Here is a 21,823-nt window from a genome sequence, read left to right on the forward strand (position 1 = left end):
ATGACGGCGACACCGCCAAGGCCTCGATCGATCTCGGACCGCAGATCACCATCCACGACGACGGTCCCGCGATCAGCAACATCCAGGACGCAATTATGCCGAACGTTAACAATACTGACGTCCACGGCACATGGCAGCCGGTCTTCGGGGCGGACGGGCCAAGTTCGACCTCGGCAATCGGCATCGCTATGGGGACTGCGCCGGCCGGCGTAACCTACACCGTAACTGACACAAGCACTCACACCCAGTCGGGCGATGAGATCTACTCAGTCACCGTCAACGGCGGCGCAACGCCTTATATGTTCTACGAATATGTGCACTACGATGCGTCGGCCCAGACAGCAGAGATGTTCGCCTACGCCAATCAAACCGACGCTCAAAATGCCAGCGGCCAGAACGAGTTCTTCACGCTATCGATGAATGCCAGTGGCACCTATGACTTCCACCTGGTGTCCAACAGCCTGCAATCGACGGAGACCTTCGACTTCACTAAACTTAAGTCGGGTACGGGCGATTGGCTGAAGTTTGTGGGCTCAGCCCCCACATTCGGCAACGGCAACGATCCCAGTTCCGGATACGATCTGCTGATCGACGGCTTCACAACGAGCAAGACGGATCCAAACGCCGCGCAAAACACGGTGCATGTCAACGCCAATGGCATCGGGCTTGGGAACGGTAATCTCGATACCGGCAGCACCCTGATGTTTAAGTTCGCGGCCGCCCAGACTGGGGTGAGCTTCGGGATCGGCAAGGCCAATAATGCCACGACCGAGCACTTTCTCGTGACGCTCAAGGATGCTTCAGGCACCGTCATAGCAACCGAGAACATAACGTTGCCCGACGGCCAAGCGCTAATCGTGGATGCCGCGCATTGGGGACAGCCTGCGGGATCGGTCGTGACCGGGAACTTCGCGCCATTCTACGAAGTTGATGTGGCCAATGTGGCCAACGCGGCCGGTGATGATCCGAAGATCAACATTACCGGGGTCAGTTTCAACGAGACCGCAGTGGTCAACAGCACGACGCTCACCTTTACTCCCACCATCACAGATGCTGACGGCGACAAGGCAACGAGTTCGACGGACCTCTCAGTGTCTCTGGTCGGCATGCACACAGGCAGTGGATATCAGTTGTCGGGGACGGACGACGTTTTTGCAGCAAGCGCGAACGGGCACGACATTTTTACGGCGACCGGAACCAACAACACGGTCGACTTCTCGAACGCGTCAGGTTCCGTCCAGGTCTATCTTGATGGCTCGCACAGTAACAGCGGGGCAGCGAGTGGCGACACGTTGACCGGAATAGAGAACCTGATCGGCTCCTCGCATGATGGCGACGTTCTGGTTGGCGACGCCAACGCCAATACCTTGATCGCCGGCAGCGGCCAGACCACAATGACCGGCGGTGTCGGCGCGGACACGTTCGTCATCAACGCCGCTACGTGGAACAGCCACGGCGCCATTCAGGACCTGATCACCGACTATCACTCGAATGAGAGCGATAGTATCGATCTGAGCAAAGTCCTGGATGCCGCTTTCGGCGGTGGCCAAACCAGCTCGGATGCGCTCGACAGCATCAAAGCGACCAGCGATGGGACAGAAACCCACATCAGCGTTACGCATAACAACACAACCTATGAGGTAGCAACGTTGTCGGGTATATCAAGCACAATCAACATCGTTTACGACGACGCGCACCACGCAGCGAGTGTGCCCGTAACGCCATAAAGCCGGCACGCACAACCGGCTCCGCCGAGGGGCTATGAATATCCCCTCAGTGGAGCTTGGTTTACGGGCCTAAACCTATCTTTCGATTTCTCAGACGTTTTGCTGAAGCACGCGACGGACAGGCGAGCCAGCCAGTAAGAGCACAGCCCTTCACGATGATGACTGTGGCGCAAGTGGCACAGTACGCAAGCCTGCTTCCATGCTAAACATCAGCAAAGCATGAATTCGCAATTCGGAGAGGGGCTTACATGAGACATTCCGTAAGATTGCTGGCATCAGTCGCGGCGCTGCTGGTGGCCGGGTCGACGGGGTTCGCCGCCGATATCATTGGCGAGCCGGCGGTGAATTATTGCCGCACTGTGGGTACCTCGGACCTGGTGCTGACCGACAACATGGTCGAGCTCAAGGACCATGTGGTGAAGCTGATGGACGAATCGGTCGCCGTCGCCAACAGCCCGGAATGGATCAACTCGTCGCGTCCCGCCTTCGTCTGGGCCTCGGAAGCCAAGGTCGCCTGCGGCATGGCCTATGGCTACCTCAAGACGAACTACAAGGACGAAGACACGCTCAACAAATGCGAGTGCTTCCACGACCGCATGGTCGAGTATATGCACTGAGCTGACGGGCAAGCGGACGCCGGCTGGCTGCGATGGTGGCCGACGGAGAATCGGCGAAGGCGATCGCGCTGGACCGGTCCGCCGTTTCACCGAAACGGCGAAACGGTCCATCTCTATGTCTTGACGCGATTGCGAGCGGAAGGCTACGGCGAAGTCGCCGAGCCCAACCGCTACGCAGTTTTCCTGGAGTTGCCCTGGCGGTCGCCTTGCTCGGCCTGGGGCAAACACCTGCCCACGCCAACTGGCTGGAGCGGCCGCAGCCACCGGGGACGCAGCCCGTGCGCTGCGACCCGGCGCCCGAGCGGACGCGCGCGACATTCAAGGCATTCGCCACCTGCCAGGCGTCGCTCTACGGCCTCGAGCCGGTGCTGGCGCATGCGGTGATGGAGATCGAAAGCGGCTTCGATCCCGGCGTGCGCGGCGCCGACGGCGAGGTCGGGCTGATGCAGGTCATGCCGGCAACGGCGCGGATGCTCGGCTTTCGCGGCTCGCTCGACGAACTTGGCGAGCCGGCCACCAACATCGCGCTCGGCGTCAGATATCTGGCGCAGGCAAACAGGCTCGCCGCGGGCGATCTTTGCACCACCGTGATGAAATACCGCGCCGGGCACGGCGAAACCCGCTTCTCGGTCCGCTCTGTCGACTACTGCCGGCGCGCACGCGCGATCCTGGCGCGGGAAGGGCTCGATGTGGCCGGGCCGCTGCCGGTGGCGACGATCGGATTCTCCGACATCTCGACGATCGGATTCTCCGACGCCCCGACGGTCGGCTTGTCCGCCGCCGGCCAGGAGAAACGCGTCTGCGTGCGACGATCGTTCGTGCCCGGGCCGCGCTACATGAAATGCGCCGACTATCGCAGCCCGGCGCAGGCGAGGACGATACAGGCGCTGAGAGCGCGGCTCTTCGACGGCTAAAGCCATGACGCAAGAATCACGGGACGACCGGGCAGGCAAACGTTAAGAGAAGTGAAGGCAGACCGGGGCGAATACTGGCGGCAGATGGGATGGAAGCATCAAATGAAATGTGAGCGGCACGATCCGCGTCTGTTGGCTCTCGCTCTCGGGCTCGTCGCGACGCTGTGCGGTTGCCAGTCCAAGAGCGGCGCGTCGGACGTGCTCGATCCGTCGGCGATAGCGGCACCCGCCGGCCAGGCGGGCACTGCCGCGGCGCCCGCCCTGCAGGCAAGCGGCCAGACTTTGGGTAGTCCGGCCTTGGCCAGCGCGACCTCGGCCGGCCCGGCCTCGGCCGCCGCCGCCAAGGCCCAGCTGACGCTCGGCACGGGGCCGACCAAGGTGGCCATGCTGCTGCCGCTTTCGGCGCCCGGGAGGACGGGCGAGAACGGCCGGAAAATGTATGACGGCGCGCGGCTGGCGATGGCCGATCTCGGCGACAAGCTTCTGACGCTGACGATCGAGGATACGCGCGGCGACAGCGGCTACGCCAAGGACCTCGCGGTGAAGGCGATCACGTCCGGCCCGGTCAAGGTCGTCATCGGGCCGTCCGAGCTTGCGGCCGCGCAGCACCTTGCCAAGCTCTCCGGCTCCAAGCGGCCGCCGGTGCTGGCGCTGGCCGACAATTTCGCCGGCGGCCCCGGCGTCTATTCCGTGCGGCTCGGCGAAGCCGATAGCGCCGCGGCGGGCGCGGCGGCGGTCGCTGCCAAGGGCGCCAGGAAATTCGTGCTGCTGGTGCCTTCGGGCGCGGACTCTGGCCCGATCGAATCCCGGGTGGCCAACGCGCTCAGCATCTATGGCGCCACGCTTGCGGTGACGCTGCCCTATTCGGCGAGCGACGGCGGCGCCAAGGTGGTGTCCGACATGGGCTCGCTGGTCGAGGCGCCCGACGCCGTGGTCGTGGCCTGCGGCGACGGCAGCCCTGTCGCCGTGCTCGCGGCGCTAAAGGCCAAAGGCATTCCGGGCAAGGCGGTGACGCTGATCGGCACCGACCGCTGGCTCGAGCGCCCGATGGATCCGCTCTACGAAGGCGCCTATATCGCGACGCTCGACCAGAGCGAGACCGGCCCGATCGCCGACCGCTTCAAGGCCACCTACAACTACCAGCCGGACGTCAACGTCGCCTATGCCTACGACGTGGTGGCGCTGAGCGCGGGCATCGCGAGCTCCGCCGGCCCCGACGGCTTCAGCAAGCAGGTGCTGGAAAACACCAGCGGCTTCCGCGGCTCGACCGGCCTGTTCCGCTTCCGCGCCGACGGCTCGAGCCAAAGGTCGATGCCGTTCTTCAGGGTGGAGAAGGGGCGGTTGAAGCTGGTGGAGAAGTCGACGTCGGGGTTTTGAGCGGGGCGGCAAACCCCGCCATCCTCATCACACCGCCTCGCCCATTGTGTCTCGCCCATTGTGTGTTGAGACTAGCTCGACACAGCGGGTTGTCTGATTTCGGCTACCGGCCTGACGCTTACAGCGCGCACTGCGGCTATTGAAACCAGCGCGACGGCGATCCCGGCCAGCACGTCTGCAAAATAGTGACCGCCTTCCGGGATCGTAGCGACGATCATGACCGAGTTAACCGCAACCGCCGACAAAAACAGGACAGTGTGCCGCAAGTTGTAAGTGATGATGATGCCAAGTGCGGTGTGAAAAGATGGGAAAGTCGTAATTCCGATTGTGTTGGTAATCAAAAAAGTAAATGGAGCCGAGGTCCGCAGCAGCGCCAGAGTTGGAAGATGAGAAAAACCGACTGTGGTGAAGTGACTTAAACCGCCGCCATTTGGCATGTGGAAAGAGTAGGCGCCTGCAACGGGCATGGTTAGCATGAGGAAGCCCGTCAGAAGGCCTGAGAGCGCGATTAAGGCCATGAACTCCAGCATCCGTTCTCGTCGCCTTCTGACCGCATGAAAGAACGGGACCATTGGAACCTGAAAGGACAGTGCTGCGTAAGCGCAGACCATTATCGTCGCTGCTGAAGGAAACTTGTTGGCGAATTCGACTGCTCGGAGCCAGTCGAATCCAAGTGCTTTATCGAACGAAGCCAGGTAGGCGTCCATTAGCGGACGCGTCGTGCTCGCCGCAAGATACATGAAAAGGAGACTCGCCATTGAGAGCGGGACGAATAACGCTATCAAAACACCGATGCTATCCACAGCTTCGACGGTTCCGGCAACGAAACCTTGCATTCTTCGTGGAAGTTTAGGCCACAATGCCGCTAAAGTCCGCGCCACCAGGAAGAAAGCGGCCACTATTATCGCCGCCTTCAACAGGTACACTGCGTTTGAATAGCTAAATACCACATGCGATTGCGGAAGCATCACGAGATCTGCTACCACATATATTAACGTCACGGTAATTACCATCGCAACGTGATGTCGGGATATTGACTGGTTCATTCCGCTCCCCGGGTTTATAAGCAGAGAAACGTGGGGCAACCGACGCGCTTTTGATTTTGACACTTACGTCTGGTCGGCGTCTAATTAAGTTGCTCCAAAATCCCGGAACTGGTTGCCACTAGCAAGGCATGATACATCTGCATTGCCAGCGCACAGATCGCGGCCAGTGAAATCGGCACACCGAAGGGTACGACTCCTTTACGGTCCATATGCTGCACGTAGTGGCGAAACATCCCCGCCGGCAGCAGGAAGGGATTCTTGATCACAACCGTCGTGGCCACTGCGAAAGTCAGCAGCAATATGGAAAAAACGGCGAGATTGCCACCACCAATCAGAAATGGTGTGACGCTCATCAGTTTGACGTCGCCGGCGCCAATCTTGCGCAGGAGCCAGAACGGAAAGAGCGCAAGGAACAGAGCAAGACCACCGAACGCACTCAGGCCCATGCCCAGCCAGGAGTGAATTTGAAGTGCCTGGAATTGCAAAGCACCGAGGCCTAGGCAAAGCAACAGCAGCACGTCGCGGTTTGGTATTCGCTGCGTGGAAAAATCGATCCAGGCGATACGGCCGAGCAGCAGGATTGCCAGCCCCTGGAATACGATCGAAGCGGTCGGCAAAAGGCTCATGACCGCTCGATGTTCCGCACGCTGGACGACAGCAGCTTCAGATTGTTGGCAACCGTCGGATCGTTGGGCGCCAATTCATAGGCCTTGAGGAAATTGCTGCGGGCGTCCTGCAGCTTGCCGCGCAGCAGATAGGAGTAGCCGAGATTGTTGTAATATTCCGGTGTCGCGCCCAGCAGCCGGTAGGCTCGGCCATAGGCCATGTCGGCAAGGTCGAAACGGCGGATGCGATCGCAGGAGGCGGCGAGGCCAAGCCAGGCGACGCCGTCATTGGGGGCCAGCCTTGTGGCCTTGTAGAACAACGCACCGGCATTGCCGTAATTTTCGGAACGGAACTGCGTCTTGGCCTCGGTGACCGCCTGATCCGAGGCGTAGTAGTCGACGTCGCTGACCGTCTTCAGCCCGTCGAAGGCGTCGCCGAAAGCGGTATAGTCGCCCTTGGCGGGCTCGTTGGTGCGCACGACGCCGCCCGTGGAGTCGCTCGTCTGGCAACCGGCCAGGAAGATTAGCAGCAGGCTGGCCGCGACAGCGAGGCGCTTTGTCATTGTGTGTCCCACGAGTCCCCGACTCTATTTTAGAAGCTAATCATATGATGCACTAGAAGAAAATGCCTTTCATGCGGATGATCACCGGCAACATGACGACCATCATGACCACCGGGAAAATGCAGAGTCCGAGCGGGATCATCATCTTGACCGGCAAGGCATTGGCGCGCTCTTCGGCCCGAAGGATACGCTGACCACGCATTTCGGCGCTGTAGACGCGCAGGGCATCGGTGAGGCTGGTGCCGAGTTCTTCCGATTGTCGGAACAGCACCGCCAATGCCTTTGCTTCGTCGAGGCCGATGCGGTCGGCAAGCTCGCGCAAGGCCTCGCGCAACGGCTTACCAGCCCGCAACTGCAGATTCATGATCGACAGTTGGATGCCCAACCATTTGTGCGTGCCGGCCAGCTCCTGACTCACGCGCTCGACTGCCGCTTCGAGGCTCATGCCCGCATCGGCGCAGGTAATCATCATGTCCATGAAATCAGGGAAAGCGCGACGATAGACTTGCTTCTGCTTATTCTCGAAGCGATCAAGCATGATGCTGGGGATGACGATGCAACCGAGACCGATTAGGCTCGCGGCAGCGAAAGCAAAGAAGCCGGGTATTTGCGGCGGCAGAATCCTCGACAAGAGTGTGTACATGACCAGGAAGCCGACGGCGACGGCGCCCAGCCGGCAAAGCATGTATATGAGAGGTGCGCTTGCCCGATAGAAGCCGGCGCGGAAGAGCTTGGCCTCAAGGGCGTTCGGCTCATTGCGCTCCTTCTCGATCGACTTGAAATAGGCTTCAACAGGCTTCTGCGCCTCGATCCTGGCCCGCTGGTCCTGTCCCAGTATCGAGCGCCGATCTATGGTCCCGTCGCCAACCAGATTATCAACTACCAGCTTCCGCGTTTGCATTGCGGGCAAAAACACGAGCGCCGCAAAAAGAAACAGCATAACGGCCGCCCCGAACACGGCAACCGAGACCAAGAAAGCCAAAGTATCGCTGTTGTAAATCAGTTTTATCGCTCCATCAGAAATCAAAAGTTACCATCCGATACATAATAAAGTCACCCAGAAGTGCCCAGAGGCCGAAGGTCAAGAAGACAGGCCATATCATTGGATTTCCCCAAACCTTCCCGTAGTAAGCCGGCGCGATAAGTTGAAGTATCAAGAACATCGCGAGTGGAAAGAGCGAGATGATCCACGCAGACGCGCGCCCCTCGGCCGAGAGTGCCCTGATCTTCAATCTGAGCTTCTGCCTTTCGCGCAAAACGGACGAAAGATTGGAAAGGATTTCTGTGAGATTGCCACCCGTCTTGGCCTGGATCGACAGCGAAATCGAAAGCAGATGGAGTCCCTCGAAGCCCACCCGTTCCGATAATTTTCGTACTGCCTGCTCCATGCTAAGCCCGAAGGTGATCTCGTCAGCGACGATGCCGAATTCCGACCCAAGCGGATCCGGCATCTCCCGCGCAACAAGGCCAATCGCAACCGTTGCCGGGTGGCCGGCCCGCAATGAACGAACGATCATGTCGAGGGCGTCCGGCAGTTGCTTGGCAAACATCTGCACCCTCTTCCTGCGCGCACGTCGCAGCACGAGGATCGGGAGGATGAAGCCTATCAAGAGAAAGATGATAAAAATGGTCGGCTTGGCGAGGCCGAAAAAGAACCAGAGCAGCAACCCTATTGCCAGTCCGGCCAGAAGAAACGACGCCGCGAAGGTCAGTGGGCTTCCTGTCACGCCAGACTGGGTATAGAGCCGATTCAACCAAACAATACCAGAAACGAAGTCCCCGGAATCGGTCAAGCCGCGCTCGCGCAGCAGGCTGCGCAATGTGTGTTCCGCGGGAGCGTCATCTGCGAGCCGGCGTACCCGGTGATTGACCGCGAGCCGGCGCGAACGCCGGCCAGCCAGCGACAGGTAGAAAGCTTCGCCGGCAAGAATGACCGAGGCGGCCGCAACTACATAGATGAAATAAAGAAGCGCCTGACCCGTGAGCATTACAACGCTACCTGCGGGTTGAACGCATCCTTGGCGAAATGAAGGCCGAGCGTGGCGGCCTCGGGAGCGAAGCGCGGGCGCACGCCGGTGGCGCGGAAATCGCCGATGATTGCTCCATCGGCGGCAACATCGCGCCTTACATAGTGGTAGATTTCCTGCAGTTGCACGATGTTGCCCTCCATGCCGGTGATCTCCGAGATGGACACAACGCGCCGTCCGCCATCGGCAAGGCGTTGCGTCTGCACGATGATGTCGATGGCCGACGCGATCTGCGCCCGGATGGATTCATGCGTCATCGGCAACCCGGCCATGCCGACCATCTGCTCCAGGCGCGAGATGGCGTCGCGCGGCGTGTTGGCGTGAATGGTGGTCATCGAGCCTTCATGGCCGGTGTTCATGGCCTGCAGCATGTCGAAGGCTTCCTCGCCGCGCACCTCGCCGACGATGATGCGGTCGGGCCGCATGCGCAGCGCATTCTTCACCAGCTCGCGCTGGCGGATCTCGCCCTTGCCCTCGACATTGGGCGGACGCGTTTCCAACCGGCCGACATGGGGCTGCTGCAGTTGCAGCTCCGCAGCATCCTCGATGGTGACCAGGCGCTCCTTCACCGGAATATAGCTCGACAATGCGTTGAGCAGCGTGGTCTTGCCACTGCCGGTGCCGCCTGAGACCAGGATCGACTTGCGCGCCTGCACCGCGATCCTGAGCATATCGATCATCGGCTGGCGGATCGAATTCAACGCCATCAGGCGTTCCAGCGAATACGGGTTCTTTGAGAATTTGCGGATCGAGACCAGCGGGCCGTCGACCGAAACGGGTCGCACGGCGATGTTGACGCGCGAGCCGTCCGCCAGGCGCGCATCCGCCATCGGCGCTGATTCATCGACGCGGCGGCCTATGGCCGAAACAATCTTGTTAATGATGCGCAGCAGATGCGCCTCATCGCGAAAGCGAATCGCGGTTTGCTCGATCATACCGCGACGTTCGATGAAGACCCGCTCATGCGTGTTGATCATGATGTCGGTGATCGATTCATCCTTGAGCAGCGGTTCGATCGGGCCGAGGCCCAGCATCTCGTCGGCGGTGTCGCTGGTCAGTTGATCGAGCTCGCGGGCATTCAAAGGCACGTTTCGGCTGCGCACGAACTCGCGCACGATCGGCCGAATCTCATTCAGGATTTCATCCTTAGACGCGCTTTCCAGCGCAGTCAGGTTGAAACGATCGATGAGATGGCGATGCAGCTCGACCTTCAAGGTCAGGAAGTCGAGATCTTGCAGTTCGGCCTCCGCCGCAATGGCTGCAGTTGTTCCGTTCACGACCGCAACCGCGGGCGCCATCTGCGATGCCCGCTGCTCGTTTGGCCCTTTGATGAAGCGACCCAACATGCCGCCCGCCCCTTTTTATTTCCCCAACTGGAAACTAAGCGTTAACCACGAGGGGCACAAGCCGCCCGCCAACCAAAGTCCATGTATTACTTGCGGCATAGTTAAGAATGCGATCAAACCCCGTATAACTGCGTCTAACTCGCCCCATCTACACAGACCAAAGTCCTAAGACCTTTGCCGCGACTAATGCACTTAAGTCTGCTAAGGCATTAGATATAATGAATTATGTCAGATTTCTAATACGTCGACAATGGGATGCCGCCGTGGCGGAATTGTGAATGAATGGTTAAAATGACTTGAAAAATGAGGCGAATCAAGCGCTTGTCGTAATTGAAACGATTTCAAATCGAGTATTGAAAGGTTAAGCTTCCGTTAATCCGTTTGACACTGCTTTTTTGCGCGACCTAGGATTGAACGTGACGGGGGATGCTTGGGTATGGGGTTCATCCTTGGCTCTGTCTCGTCGGGTTCAAACCTCCAAAGGGAGAAATTGGCATGAAGAAACTCATGACGATGACCCGGCAGTTCCGCGACGACGATAACGGCGCTGCTATGGTCGAGTATTCGATTCTGATCGGCATCATTGCGGCGGCGGCGATCACCGCGGTTCTCGGAATTGGCGTATTTGTGACTGGCCAGTTCCATAACCTCTGCGCGACGCTGAGCGGGCACTCGCCGGCTGGCTACACGGTCACCTGCTAAGGGCGACCAAGGATGAACCCGACCGGGAAGCGCTAGGTAGTTCCGTCTCGTCGGGTTTAAACGTCTCACAGGAGAAATTGGCATGAAACAGTTAATGACGATAGCCGAGCGGTTCCGCGACGATGATAACGGCGCTGCTATGGTCGAATATTCCATCCTGATCGGTATCATCGCAGCGGCTGCCATTACCGCGGTTCTTGGGATTGGCGTGTTTGTGACCGGCCAGTTCACAAACTTGTGCACGATACTCAGCAACCACTCGCCGACTGGATACACGGTTACCTGCTGACCGTTAAATTGGATCCGAGGCCCGCGTAGAAACGGGCCTCGGATCGGCTACACCATTCCGTTGTAGGGGGCCTTCGCTCATGCGCGCCAACACGTTGATCATGATCGTTCTCGCCGGCATATTCGGTGTGCTGGCGGTTGTGCTTGTCAACATCTGGCTTGCGGGCCAGCGCAACGCCATGGCGCAATCCAATGGCGTCCAGGCAAGCACGGTCGTGGTCGCGGCGGTGCCGCTGAAATTCGGCGACGCGCTGAGCGCCGACAAGTTACGCGAAATTGCGTGGCCCGCGGGAGCCGTGCCGGCGGGAGCCTTCGGAACTGTCAAAGAAGCGATGGCCGGCAGCGGCGCGCGCCAGGCGCTGCAATCGATCAGCGCCAATGAACCTATTCTCGCCGCCAAGATCACGGGCCCGGGCCAGCGCGCCACGCTATCAGCAGTGCTTGCCGAGGGCATGAAGGCGGTCTCCATCCGCGTCAACGACGTGCTCGGCGTTGCGGGCTTTGTCTTTCCTGGCGACAGGGTGGACGTGTTGCTGACCCGGAACGTTCGCGGCGACGACGGCGTCGACAAGAGTTTCGTCGACGTGCTGCTGCAGAGCGTGAAGGTGCTCGCCGTCGACCAGGTTGCCGACGAAAGCAAGGATGCCCCGCAGGTCGTGAAAGCCGTCACGGTCGAAGTCAGCACCAAGGACGCGCAGAAGCTGACGCTCGCGGCGGGCGCCGGCCAGTTGTCGCTGGCGCTTCGCCAGGCTGCCGGCAGCAAGGGTGAGGCGAATGAAAGAGTTACGCTGGCGGATCTAACCGCCGACACGCCTGAGGATGTCGCCAAGCGCCAGGCCGAGCTGGACAGGCAGGCTGCGGAGCAAGCGGCGCGCAAACAGGCCGACCAAAGGATTGACGGCCTCGCCAAGGCGGTGGAACGGGTCGGCAGTCAACTCGACCAGTTGAGCAAGGCAAAGCCTGCTCCGGCAGTCGCCACGGCGCCGCAACCGGTGAAGGAAGTCGTTAAATACGTGCAGCCGGAGCCGCCCAAGCTGGCGACGGTCGGGGTGTTCCGGGGCGTCAAGCTGGAATCATACGAAGTGCCGCGACAAGACTGACGAGGGTCGGCGCGGCGGAGGCTGCCCCGGGGCAGCAAGTGGGGAGACGGGGAATGAAGGGGTTTTGGGTCAGGATAGCGGCGGCCGCGCTATCCGTGTTGGGCGTATCGGCGATTTCCGGCTATCCGGTTGCGGCGGCCGACCGCTTCATCGACGTGTCGAACCCGTCGCTGCATCGCGTGTTCGTGCCGGTTTCCCAATCCGCCACCATCCAGGTGAACGCTACCCTGGGCGACATCGTCGTTGGCGACGAGAAGATCGCCGATGCGCAGCCGATGACCGACAAGACGCTCTACATCATAGGCAAAGCTGTCGGCACCACCACCGTCAATCTCTTTTCCGAGGACAAGCGCTCGCTGGGCGCCATCCAGATCGAGGTCGGCCAGGATGTCAGCGACATGGCGGTGGCCATTCGCCAGGTGGCGCCGAAGGCGCGGATCGAGATCGGCTCGATCAACGGCAAGGTTCGCCTGAGCGGTCACGTCAAGGACGCCGCGACGCTGGCATCCATCGTGGAAGTCACGCAGCAATACGGTCCCGACTCCATCATCAATGCCGTGACGATCGACGACAGCGAGCAGGTCAATCTGTCGGTGCGCATCCTCGAGGCGAAGCGCAACGCCGGCCGCGATCTCGGTGTCTCGTTCAGAGGCGCCAACCGCAGCGGCAAAACTGTTTGGGGAACCGGCGATGCTACGGTCGACAAGGACGGGACCGTGCTCGGAACCGGCGACCTGGTCAGCGGGCTTTTGTCGAAAACAAATCCGTTCGCGGCGCTGATCACCCGCATCATCGACAGCAATATCAAGGTCGACCTGATCATCGAGGCGCTCGAGGCCAAGGGCGTCGTTCGCACGCTGGCCGAGCCGAACCTGACCACTGTCTCCGGCGAGACGGCCAGCTTCAACGCCGGCGGCGAGGTGCCGGTGCGCAGCGTCAATGCGCAAGGCGAAGTCGAGATCGTGTTCAAGCAGTTCGGCGTCAATTTGAACTTCACCCCGGTGGTGCTGGACGACGGCAAGATCCACATCAAGCTGGCGCCCGAGGTGAGCGACCTGACCGGCTTCACCGCCGCAGGCGATCCGATCTTCACCAACCGCAAGCTGTCGACTGTGGTCGACCTGCGCGACGGCCAGAGCTTCGCGGTCGGCGGCCTGCTTTCGAGCAAGAACACCATACAGCAAGATCAGGTGCCCTGGCTCGGCCAAGTGCCGATCGTCGGCGCGCTGTTCCACAATTCGAGCACGCAAAAGGAAGAAACCGAGCTGGTCGTCATCGTCACGCCGCATCTGGTGCGGCCGGTGAGGCCCGGCGAGCAACTGGCGACGCCTTTCGACAAGACGAAACCGGCCAACGACCCGGAGCTCATGCTGCTCGGCCAGCTCGAAGTCAGCAAGGACATGATCCGCATGTACGAGCATGGCGAAGGCGTCACCGGCCCCTACGGCCACATGCTGGATGTGAAATCGAAGGACAAGCTGGTCTATGTCAAGAAATAAGCTCCTGCTCGTCCTTTTCGGCACCAGCCTGCTCGCCGGCTGCGCGGCCGACTATCTGCACAATTACGACACGATGACGCTGGCTTCCGGCGACTCACAGAAAGCCAATCAGCTGCTGCAGACGGTCGATCCCTATAACCCGGCTTCCAACAACACGAAGATCGAGGGCAACGGCGCGCGGTCAGTCGCCGTGGTGCAGAAATACAAGCTTCCGCCAAGTGGGTCCGCGCCGGCAACCAACATGACGGTCAATGTCGGCCCGTCGGGCGCGCCTATCGGGACGAACTAAAGAGAAGGATGAAGCGCGTCGGGCGAGCGAGGACACCCGGCACGAATGGAGAGTAGGGTCATGTTGGGGACCATTCGTGAATTCTGGCGCGATCAGCGCGGCATAGCGATGATCCTTGTCGCCATCATGCTGCCGGCGCTCGTCGGCTTTGCAGTGCTGGCTCTCGACATGAGCCGCGCCAACGGATTGCACAGCGATCTGCAAAAAGGTGTCGATGCGCTGGCGCTTGCCGGCGCGGCAGAGCTTGATGGCAATTCGGACGCCTGGACGCGAGCTGAGAGCGCCCTTGTTCACCTGGTTTCCAACGAAACCATATTCGCCGATGCAGGTGTCGTGACGTTGCCAAGCACCGGCAGCACCACGGTCAATCCGACGTACTCCGCATGCCGGTCAAGAGGCCAGATCTCGTGGTGCTTCCTTGCGAGCATTCCCACAAACGACGCCGACCCGATCACTTCGGCCAACTATGCAGCATCGCCTGGCACAACCAAGCTTATCCAGGTGACGGCTCAACCGGAGAGCTTCACCGCCATGTTCCCGGTCTCTTACCTTTCAGGAAGCTCGGCCAACAGCTTCAATGTCGGAGCTGAAGCCGTCGCGGGCTTCACCAACGCATTGTGCCAATTCACGCCGATGTTCATCTGCAATCCTTACACCTCCCTCGGCGCGCTTCAGACGGCTGTTTCGGGAACTAGCAAGCCGATGATCTGGCTAAAGGAGCAGACCGGCGGCAATAACGCGCAGTATGGGCCTGGCAACTACGGATTCCTGTCTTCTCCAGAAGGCGACAAATCCGCCCAGAAGCTCACCGAAATGTTCGCGGTGACGAGCCCGCCCGCTTGCTACAGCCAGAACGGTGTGAAGACCCGCCCCGGAAATGTCACTCCGGTCAACGACGGCATCAACACGCGCTTTGATATCTATCCGAATGGCAACAGCGGGAAGCTGGTCCCTTCAAGCGCGCCCCCTGCACCCAATGTTCGGAAGGGCATGGTCGTCAAGAATAATGGCGGCAGTTGCAGCTACGATCTACCAAACAGCGGACAGGCAAATAATTACGAGGCACTGCCAAGGGACAATTGCTTCTATTCAGGTACCTGTACGCAAGCAGGCGTGCTTGGCAATGGCGCATGGGACTTTGCAGGTTACTGGAGCATCAACCATGGCAACGCCAGCACCGCTGGGGTGCTGACCGCGTGCGGCGCAAGTCCCAGCCGGTATTGTGTCTACAAATATGAAATCGACAATCCCACCTTGAAGAGCGGACAAGAGAAAACTCCGCCGCAGTGCAACACCACAACGCAGATCGCGGATAGGCGTTTGCTTTACGTCGCTATAGTCGACTGCGTGGCCAATAATGTCCAGGGCGGCGGCCAGACTCTGCCAGTGCAGGCTTTTGCAAGTGTATTCGTGACTGAAACGGCCGGTGGTCCACCGAATGCGGACATCTATGGCGAAATCCAGGATATCAGCACGACGGTCGGCCAAGGCACGTTGAAGAAACTTCAGCGCAACGAAGCGCAGCTTTATCGGTAGAGCCATGCTGGTCGCGCTCAGACATATCATCCGGCATTTCAAGCGCGACGACGATGGGGCCGCCTTGGTCGAGATAGCCATCGTGACGCCCTTCGTGCTGCTGCTGTCGGCGGGCGTCTTTGAGTTCGGGAACATCCTGAACACACGCATGCTCCTCGACGCCGGCGTCAAGGATGCGGCTCGCTATATGGCGCGCTGCAGCACTGATTGGAACACTTGTTCAGGTTATGCGGCAAACCTTGCGGTAAATGGAGCCATCACCGGCGGCAGCGCAAGGGTCACGGGATGGACGACAGGCCAGATCTCCATCACCCCGGCAGTATCCACTCCAGCGATCGATCCCACTACCGGTGCCGAACTTTACCTTAGCAGCACCGCCAACGTCGTTGTCGTGCAGGTCAGCACGTCGTATCCATACCCCGATCTCGGATTCTGGTCGTATCTTGGTTTCAGTGGTCAGCTCGCCCTCACGGTTTCCCATCAGGAGCGCGTCTTCGGATGGTGAGGCTGCGACCTGGATTTTGGGCAAGCGAATCCGGCTCAACGATGGTCGAGATGGCCATCGCCATGCCGTTGCTGTTGGCACTCCTGCTCGGCTTCGTCGACTTCGGCTATGCCTTCTACCAATGGAATGCCGCCAACAAGGCGGTGCAAGCCGGCGCAAGGCTCGCGCAGATTTCCAGCCCGGTCGCCAGCGGACTTTCACTGGAGGCAAAAACGCCCAGCGACTCGCTGGACGTCGGCAAGTCAGTTCCAGCCAACACGTACAACTATGTCTGCACCGCCAGCGCGGCGGGGACGGCCTCGTGCACCTGCGGAACCGGGGCTACGTGCCAGGACCTCACCGCGAGTCAGGCCGCCTTCGACTTTATTTTCAGTGGCAACAGCAGCCAACCTGGAATGCAGACATTCCTGCCGTTGCTGGTTAAGTCCGAGGTGCAGATTCAGTATCAGGCTTCCGGCTTGGGGTACTGGACCCGCCCCAACGGTCCCGTCCCGACCATCACGGTCAGCATCGTCAATCATCAATTCCAGTTCTTTTTCCTGAGCGGATTGCTCGGATTTTCCAACATCACCATGCCCTCGATGTTGAGCACGGTCACGGGCGAAGACATGAAGAGTACGTTCCCATGAACGCCATCGACACCAGAGTCCTCCCCACAAAACGCAAGCAGGTGGCGCTGTTTTCCGGCGATGCGAATTTCAAGCGCGACGTCACCACGCGGCTCGACGCGCTGGCGATCTATGACGTCAAGGTCTCGGACGCGGCGGAGTTCCTGAAGGGACCGCCTGTCGACAGCCGGCCCGGCATCATCATCCTCGATCTCGCCAATGGCGAGCTGCTCGGCAATCCGGCAATCGTCGAGGCGCGCGCGGCCTGGGCGTCGGTGCCGCTGATCGCGATTTCCGACGAGCTCACCTCCGAACAGACGCGCGTCCTGGTGCGCATGAACGCGTCCGACTGGCTGCACAAGCCGCTCGACGCCAAGGAGCTGCTCAACGCCGTCACCTTCCACGACACCGGCAGCCAGGGCACCAAGAGCCGCATCATCACCTTCATTGCCGCCAGCGGCGGCGCCGGCGCGACCACGCTGGCGATCTCGGCGGCCGAGTATCTGGCCTCGAAATCGGCCGAGCGGGCGGCCTCGACCTGCCTCGTCGACCTCGATTTCCAGAGCGCCAATTGCGGCGCCTATCTCAACCAGTTCAACCAGTTCGACCTCTCCGGCATCATCGGCCAGCCGGACCGGCTCGACGTCGAGCTGATGGACGTCATCAAATTGTCGCGGCCTTCCGGCCTGACGCTCTATTCCTTCGAGCGGCCGCAACTGCCGTTCGAGCCGCGCGGCTCCGATTTCGTCTTCCGGCTGCTCGATCTCGTCGCCTACCGCTTCGACGACATCGTCATCGACCTGCCCAACATCGAGACGCCGTGGCACGATTCGGTGCTGCGCACGAGCGACGAGATCTTCATCGTCTTCGAGCTCAACGTCGCTTCGCTGAGGCAAGGCAAGCGGCTCTACAAGAAGATCCGCGAATTGCGCGGCAACAAGGTCAGCATCACGCTGGTGGCCAACAAACACAAGCGCAAATGGTTCGGCAACCACTTCTCGCGCAGCGAGCTGGAGAAGATCTTCAAGGCGCCGCACATCAAGTCGCTGGCGCTGGACAACGCGCTTCTGGCCGACGCGCTGAACCGCGCCATCCTGCCTTCCGAGGTGGACGGACGCGCGCGCTTCAACAAGGACTTGAAACGCATGTTCAAGGAGCGGCTGGACAATGCCCAGCGCTAGCCGATTCACTGCCGCGCTTCTGGCCAGCGCCTTTATGGCGGGCATGGTGCTGGTGTCGGCCTGCGGTTTGGCGCAAGCCGGATCGGGACTGCCGCCGCTGCCGGCAATGGGCCCCAGCCTGCGCAAGGCGGTCGCCTTCGAGACCGGCGAGCAGCCCGGAACGATCGTCATCCGCAAAAACGAGAAGGCGCTCTATCTGGTGACGGGCCAGGGCCAGGCGCTGCGCTACCAGATCAGCGTCGGCCGCGACGGCTTCGGCTGGACCGGAACGGTCAAGATCGCTTCCAAGACCGAATGGCCGGAATGGCGCCCGCCCAGGGAAATGCGCGCGCGCCGGCCGGAACTGCCGGCGATGGTGCCGGCCGGTCCCTACAATCCGCTCGGCGCCAGGGCGCTTTATCTGTCGCGCGACGGGCGCGACACGCTCTATCGCATCCATGGCACCAACGATCCCAAGGGCGTCGGATTCGACGGCACGTCCGGATGCTTCCGGCTGACGAACACCGATGTGATCGATCTCTTCAAACGCGTCGCGGTGGGCGCAAAGGTGGTGGTTGAATGACGATGATCAGCGAGCCGGACGTTCCGGCAATCGAACTCGGTCACAGGGAAGCCGCTCCGGGAAAGCCCAGCCGGGCCAGGCTGATCGGAGTCGTGGCGGTGGGTGCGTTGCTCGTCACCGCCGTCAACGTGACGGCCGCGATCTATCTCTATCGCGGCGTGAACGACCTCAAGACGATGGAGGCGCGGCTGGAGCAGCTCGGCCAGTTCGAGCAGCGGATCGGCGCGCGCATCGACACCGTCAACAACGGTTTCCAGAGCCGGTTCGAGACGCTGGACCATCAATTGCAAACGAATTTCGGCCGGATCAACGGCAGTATCGCCAAGCTTGAGCAAGGCCAGCCCGTCGCCGCCAGCGATCCGGCGCCCGGCGCGGCCGAGCCGGCCCTGCTCGACAACACCACGGTGGCGGATGCGTCAGCGGCCGATGAGGGCGCTGGCGCCGGAGACGGGCAGCCCGCGTTCAAGCGCAAGGTCGCGCCTCCGGGACCCAACCCATCCTACCAGCGCATCCAGCAGCCCGACGGCAAGGTCTATTACAAGAAGATCAACTGAGCAGGCGGGTTTTCGCCGCCCGGACCGGCAGATTACAGATCGCGCTGCAGCGCAAGCATGCGGACAGCGCGGGCTTCGGCGCGCAGCTTTGCCTCGCGCAGAAACGCGACGTGGCAATAGGCGCATGCCGCGAGACCGAGGCACAGCACGAGGCAATTCTCGGCGCTGAAATCAAGCATAAGTGAGAAGCGCAAGCCGTTCGGTATGGTGAAGGCGGCAATGGTGCTCGCCGTTTCCGCATTGCTGCTCAGCGCCATCATCTTGCCGGCAAAGATCAGCGCGGCGTGATTGGCGAGGAAGAAGCCGGCGGACCATTTTGAGCGGCTGGCCATCCAGCAAGCGCCCGCCGCGAAGACGATAATGGCCGCATCGAGCGCCATCGATCCGCCGAGATAGGCGTGCACCTGCTGCCAGAACATGGTCGAGAACGGCCGCAGCTCGAGCCAGGCGTGCCACGCAGCGGGGCTCGCCGGATAGAAGCCGAGAAGCAGCGCCGCCGCTCGCTCCGCCGCCAGCAGAATAAGCACCAGGGCCGGAAAGGCAAAAAGCAGTATCGGCTTGCGCATCATGTCATCCCCTCGACATCCGATGGCCGATTCTAGGCCGCATTGGTTGCGCGAGACTTAACGCAACACCTTGCTTTTCAAGGAATGTCGCTCACATCTAATGTATGGTCCGGTTCAGCGGTCGGGGGTGGCGCCATGTCGACAGGAGCTAACGGGTCGGGCTCGGGCTGCACTGCCGGCTATCGGCACGGCCCCGCGGAGGCCCGCGCGTGAATGAGATGAGCCCGTCCGGCCGCCCGCTGCTGGCGTCCGCGCTAGCGCGTTTCACCGTTTCACGGAAACGGCGAAACGCCCTATCTCTTTATTTTCTATGCAATTCCGGACGGAAAACCGCTCACACTTTTCCTGGAATTGCTCTAGGCGGTCTCGGTTTGCTCGCAGGCATGGTGCTGATCGTCGAGGGTGGCCGCCTGCTGCCGCCCGCTTCGATCGCACCGGCTCAGGACGCCGGCGACCTGAAGCCGGCCTTCCATGGCCCGATCCACGACGCGCGGCCAGGCCGGCCGGCGCGCAAGATCGCCGAGGACCTCATTGCGCCGCCGCCGCTCGACCCATCCGGGATCGAGCGCATCGAACCGCGTCCTCCGCTTGGCGAACTCGGACTTGCGCCGCGGCCGCAGACGCCGATGCCGCAGGATTGGCGCGAGACGCTGCTTTTCCGTCCCGTCGCGACCTCCTCGGCGGTTGTCGAAGCCATGGGACGCACCGTCGCCATCAGCGGGACGGTCGACATAGGCCCCGACAGGATCTGCATGTTCGACGACACCGCCTGGCCCTGCGGCCAGCGGGCGCGGGCCGCCTTCAACGCCTGGCTGCGCGGGCGGGCGCTGAAATGCCTCCTGCCGCCGGACGTCGACCGTTTTGCCCTCGCCGCGCCTTGCGCGCTCGGCACGCAGGATGTCGGCGCCTGGCTGGTTTCCAACGGCTGGGCGATGGCCGCTACCAGCGGCATTTACGGCAAGGCGGAGGTGGTGGCGAGGACCGCCCGGATGGGCATTTTCGGCCCACCGCAATAGCGCTGCTGCGCGAAAGCCGGCGGCCGGTTCCCTCGCGCACTTGCGCGAAAGCAGAATGGTCAGAGCGGTTCAGCACTTCTAAAACCTGGACTGGGCCGACGACCTGCAGGTCGTCAGCCGTGGACCGCGGCCGCCGGTGTGCCGGACCTTGGCGTGGAGAACATGGCGACTTGCATCAAATTGTACGCTTCCCTGACACCGAAATCGTAACGGACCTCCTGTAAGCCATGCGTCGAACAGGAGATTGGCCCTTGACCACGAGAACACCGACCGCGCCGGTTCACACGTGGCAGCACCTTATCTGGCTGGCCGTGCCTGGCACCACCGCCTGCGTCGCGCTTTCGCTCGGGTTGAACTACCTGCTGCTTTTCAGCGACAGCCTCACGCCCTTTGGCCGCGGGGCCATTACGGCAATCATCGTGCCGATCGTCATCGGTCTGCCGTTGTTTGCCCTGCTCGGCTGGCAACAGGTGGAGATCCGCCGCTACCGGCAGGAACTCACGAAGTCCGGCACCTACGATCAGCTGACCGGCTGCCTGAACGGCAAGGTGTTCACCTCGATGGTCGACAGGAGGGCGGCGAAACCAGCCGGCCCGCGCTCCGGCGCTTTTCTGGTCATCCATCCGGAACATCTGGCATCGATCAACCTGCGCTTCGGTCTCGAATGGGGCGACGAGGCCTTGCGGCTGATCGCATCGGCCATCCGATCCGCGGTGCGCAAGGACGATCTGATCGGCCGGATCGGAACCTCGATGTTCGGCGTCTTCCTGCCGGGCGCGAGCGAAGAGGACGCCAAGGACGTCGGTGAGCGCATTCGCGGTACGGTCGGCGAGATCTATTTCGCGCCGAAAGGCGACAAGGACGTGCTCGCGATCAAAGTCGGCGGCGTCATTTTCGAGCGCGAGCTGGATTTCGAGGACATGTTCCGCTTCGCGGAGGAAGGCATGGTCGAGACCCCGGACGAAGCCGGCCTGCGGCTGTCGCATGTCACCAACTGAGCCGGCGTGATCGCCCGACACGCCGACCAGGATGTTTCGGAAAGCTGGGGCTGCGAGAGGATTGAACTTCAGCTAATTCAATAAAAACAATAATTTACAGTATGCTTTCTAACATTGCGACGACCGACAAGATGACCTGGTGGACAATTGTCTTGCGGGCAAACCCCAGCAAATCACCCCTCGACCTTGCTTGGATT

The 21,823-nt window shown here is 61.1% G+C and carries 24 protein-coding genes; 17 read left to right on the forward strand and 7 right to left on the reverse strand.

The genetic code is table 11. From position 1 onward, the window contains the following. From FJ419_RS27785 to FJ419_RS27800, 4 genes are all read left to right on the forward strand, one after another. Window positions 1–1,727, forward strand: a 1,727-nt coding sequence (locus FJ419_RS27785; RefSeq protein WP_140700462.1) for a type I secretion C-terminal target domain-containing protein, incomplete at its 5' end; no start/stop codon positions are given. Window positions 1,728–1,975: 248 nt separating this feature from the next. Beyond that, window positions 1,976–2,344, forward strand: a complete 369-nt coding sequence (locus tag FJ419_RS27790) for a hypothetical protein (RefSeq protein WP_140542092.1) — start codon at window positions 1,976–1,978, stop codon at window positions 2,342–2,344. 278 nt (window positions 2,345–2,622) lie between these two features. Beyond that, window positions 2,623–3,258, forward strand: a complete 636-nt coding sequence (locus FJ419_RS27795; protein ID WP_348642832.1) for a lytic transglycosylase domain-containing protein — start codon at window positions 2,623–2,625, stop codon at window positions 3,256–3,258. 102 nt (window positions 3,259–3,360) lie between these two features. Then, window positions 3,361–4,635, forward strand: coding sequence for a penicillin-binding protein activator (locus FJ419_RS27800; RefSeq protein ID WP_140700464.1), 1,275 nt, complete (start codon window positions 3,361–3,363; stop codon window positions 4,633–4,635). 71 nt (window positions 4,636–4,706) lie between these two features. On the opposite strand, the gene FJ419_RS27805 is transcribed toward FJ419_RS27800, so the two are convergent. From FJ419_RS27805 to FJ419_RS27830, 6 genes are all read right to left on the reverse strand, one after another. Beyond that, a complete protein-coding gene (locus FJ419_RS27805; RefSeq protein WP_140700465.1) occupies window positions 4,707–5,681 on the reverse strand; it encodes a phosphatase PAP2 family protein in 975 nt (324 codons plus the stop codon). A gap of 80 nt (window positions 5,682–5,761) precedes the next feature. After that, on the reverse strand, window positions 5,762–6,307 hold the full coding sequence (locus FJ419_RS27810; RefSeq protein ID WP_140700466.1) for a prepilin peptidase: 546 nt from the start codon (window positions 6,305–6,307) through the stop codon (window positions 5,762–5,764). Beyond that, window positions 6,304–6,849 carry a tetratricopeptide repeat protein gene (locus FJ419_RS27815; RefSeq protein ID WP_140700467.1) on the reverse strand — a complete coding sequence of 182 codons (546 nt, stop codon included), beginning with the start codon at window positions 6,847–6,849 and terminating at the stop codon, window positions 6,304–6,306. Before FJ419_RS27815 ends, FJ419_RS27810 begins: the two co-directional genes overlap by 4 nt. A gap of 52 nt (window positions 6,850–6,901) precedes the next feature. Beyond that, a complete protein-coding gene (locus FJ419_RS27820; protein WP_140700527.1) occupies window positions 6,902–7,789 on the reverse strand; it encodes a type II secretion system F family protein in 888 nt (295 codons plus the stop codon). 76 nt (window positions 7,790–7,865) lie between these two features. Then, window positions 7,866–8,837 carry a type II secretion system F family protein gene (locus tag FJ419_RS27825; protein WP_140700468.1) on the reverse strand — a complete coding sequence of 324 codons (972 nt, stop codon included), beginning with the start codon at window positions 8,835–8,837 and terminating at the stop codon, window positions 7,866–7,868. Then, the gene (locus tag FJ419_RS27830) at window positions 8,837–10,222 is read right to left on the reverse strand and encodes a CpaF family protein (protein ID WP_140700469.1); all 1,386 of its coding nucleotides are present in this window, start codon (window positions 10,220–10,222) and stop codon (window positions 8,837–8,839) included. The genes FJ419_RS27825 and FJ419_RS27830 overlap by 1 nt, the downstream gene beginning before the upstream one ends. 495 nt (window positions 10,223–10,717) lie before the next feature. Here FJ419_RS27830 and FJ419_RS27835 point away from each other — a divergent pair, with 495 nt between their 5' ends. The 11 genes from FJ419_RS27835 (at window position 10,718) to FJ419_RS27885 (ending at window position 19,046) form a co-directional block, all read left to right on the forward strand. Continuing rightward, window positions 10,718–10,924 (forward strand): Flp family type IVb pilin, encoded by a 207-nt coding sequence (locus tag FJ419_RS27835; RefSeq protein WP_140700470.1) that lies wholly within the window; start codon window positions 10,718–10,720, stop codon window positions 10,922–10,924. An 82-nt stretch (window positions 10,925–11,006) separates the two neighbouring features. Beyond that, complete coding sequence (locus FJ419_RS27840; RefSeq protein WP_140700471.1) at window positions 11,007–11,213, forward strand: Flp family type IVb pilin; 207 nt, start codon at window positions 11,007–11,009, stop codon at window positions 11,211–11,213. 79 nt (window positions 11,214–11,292) lie between these two features. Continuing rightward, window positions 11,293–12,312 (forward strand): Flp pilus assembly protein CpaB, encoded by a 1,020-nt coding sequence (gene cpaB / locus FJ419_RS27845; RefSeq protein WP_140700472.1) that lies wholly within the window; start codon window positions 11,293–11,295, stop codon window positions 12,310–12,312. 53 nt (window positions 12,313–12,365) lie between these two features. After that, complete coding sequence (locus FJ419_RS27850) at window positions 12,366–13,811, forward strand: type II and III secretion system protein family protein (RefSeq protein WP_140700473.1); 1,446 nt, start codon at window positions 12,366–12,368, stop codon at window positions 13,809–13,811. Next, complete coding sequence (locus tag FJ419_RS27855; RefSeq protein ID WP_140700474.1) at window positions 13,798–14,100, forward strand: hypothetical protein; 303 nt, start codon at window positions 13,798–13,800, stop codon at window positions 14,098–14,100. The genes FJ419_RS27850 and FJ419_RS27855 overlap by 14 nt, the downstream gene beginning before the upstream one ends. A gap of 60 nt (window positions 14,101–14,160) precedes the next feature. Continuing rightward, the gene (locus FJ419_RS27860; RefSeq protein ID WP_181170830.1) at window positions 14,161–15,636 is read left to right on the forward strand and encodes a pilus assembly protein TadG-related protein; all 1,476 of its coding nucleotides are present in this window, start codon (window positions 14,161–14,163) and stop codon (window positions 15,634–15,636) included. A 4-nt stretch (window positions 15,637–15,640) separates the two neighbouring features. Then, on the forward strand, window positions 15,641–16,141 hold the full coding sequence (locus tag FJ419_RS27865; protein ID WP_140700476.1) for a TadE/TadG family type IV pilus assembly protein: 501 nt from the start codon (window positions 15,641–15,643) through the stop codon (window positions 16,139–16,141). After that, window positions 16,135–16,770 (forward strand): TadE/TadG family type IV pilus assembly protein, encoded by a 636-nt coding sequence (locus FJ419_RS27870; RefSeq protein WP_140700477.1) that lies wholly within the window; start codon window positions 16,135–16,137, stop codon window positions 16,768–16,770. Before FJ419_RS27865 ends, FJ419_RS27870 begins: the two co-directional genes overlap by 7 nt. After that, the gene (locus FJ419_RS27875; protein ID WP_140636265.1) at window positions 16,767–17,930 is read left to right on the forward strand and encodes an AAA family ATPase; all 1,164 of its coding nucleotides are present in this window, start codon (window positions 16,767–16,769) and stop codon (window positions 17,928–17,930) included. The genes FJ419_RS27870 and FJ419_RS27875 overlap by 4 nt, the downstream gene beginning before the upstream one ends. Further along, window positions 17,917–18,492 carry a L,D-transpeptidase gene (locus tag FJ419_RS27880; protein ID WP_140700478.1) on the forward strand — a complete coding sequence of 192 codons (576 nt, stop codon included), beginning with the start codon at window positions 17,917–17,919 and terminating at the stop codon, window positions 18,490–18,492. The genes FJ419_RS27875 and FJ419_RS27880 overlap by 14 nt, the downstream gene beginning before the upstream one ends. Continuing rightward, window positions 18,489–19,046: a hypothetical protein gene (locus FJ419_RS27885; protein ID WP_140700479.1), complete on the forward strand. Its 558-nt coding sequence runs from the start codon at window positions 18,489–18,491 to the stop codon at window positions 19,044–19,046. The genes FJ419_RS27880 and FJ419_RS27885 overlap by 4 nt, the downstream gene beginning before the upstream one ends. A 32-nt stretch (window positions 19,047–19,078) precedes the next feature. On the opposite strand, the gene FJ419_RS27890 is transcribed toward FJ419_RS27885, so the two are convergent. Next, a complete protein-coding gene (locus FJ419_RS27890) occupies window positions 19,079–19,615 on the reverse strand; it encodes a hypothetical protein (RefSeq protein WP_140700480.1) in 537 nt (178 codons plus the stop codon). Between the two features lie 368 nt (window positions 19,616–19,983). Here FJ419_RS27890 and FJ419_RS27895 point away from each other — a divergent pair, with 368 nt between their 5' ends. Both FJ419_RS27895 and FJ419_RS27900 read left to right on the forward strand, forming a co-directional pair. After that, entirely contained in the window at window positions 19,984–20,628 is a 645-nt protein-coding gene (locus FJ419_RS27895) for a thermonuclease family protein (RefSeq protein ID WP_246679411.1), read from the forward strand. A gap of 251 nt (window positions 20,629–20,879) precedes the next feature. Continuing rightward, window positions 20,880–21,626, forward strand: coding sequence for a GGDEF domain-containing protein (locus tag FJ419_RS27900; protein ID WP_246679412.1), 747 nt, complete (start codon window positions 20,880–20,882; stop codon window positions 21,624–21,626). Window positions 21,627–21,823 lie beyond the last annotated feature (197 nt).

Source organism: Mesorhizobium sp. B2-6-2 (assembly GCF_006440615.1).
Taxonomy (GTDB): Bacteria; Pseudomonadota; Alphaproteobacteria; order Rhizobiales; family Rhizobiaceae; genus Mesorhizobium.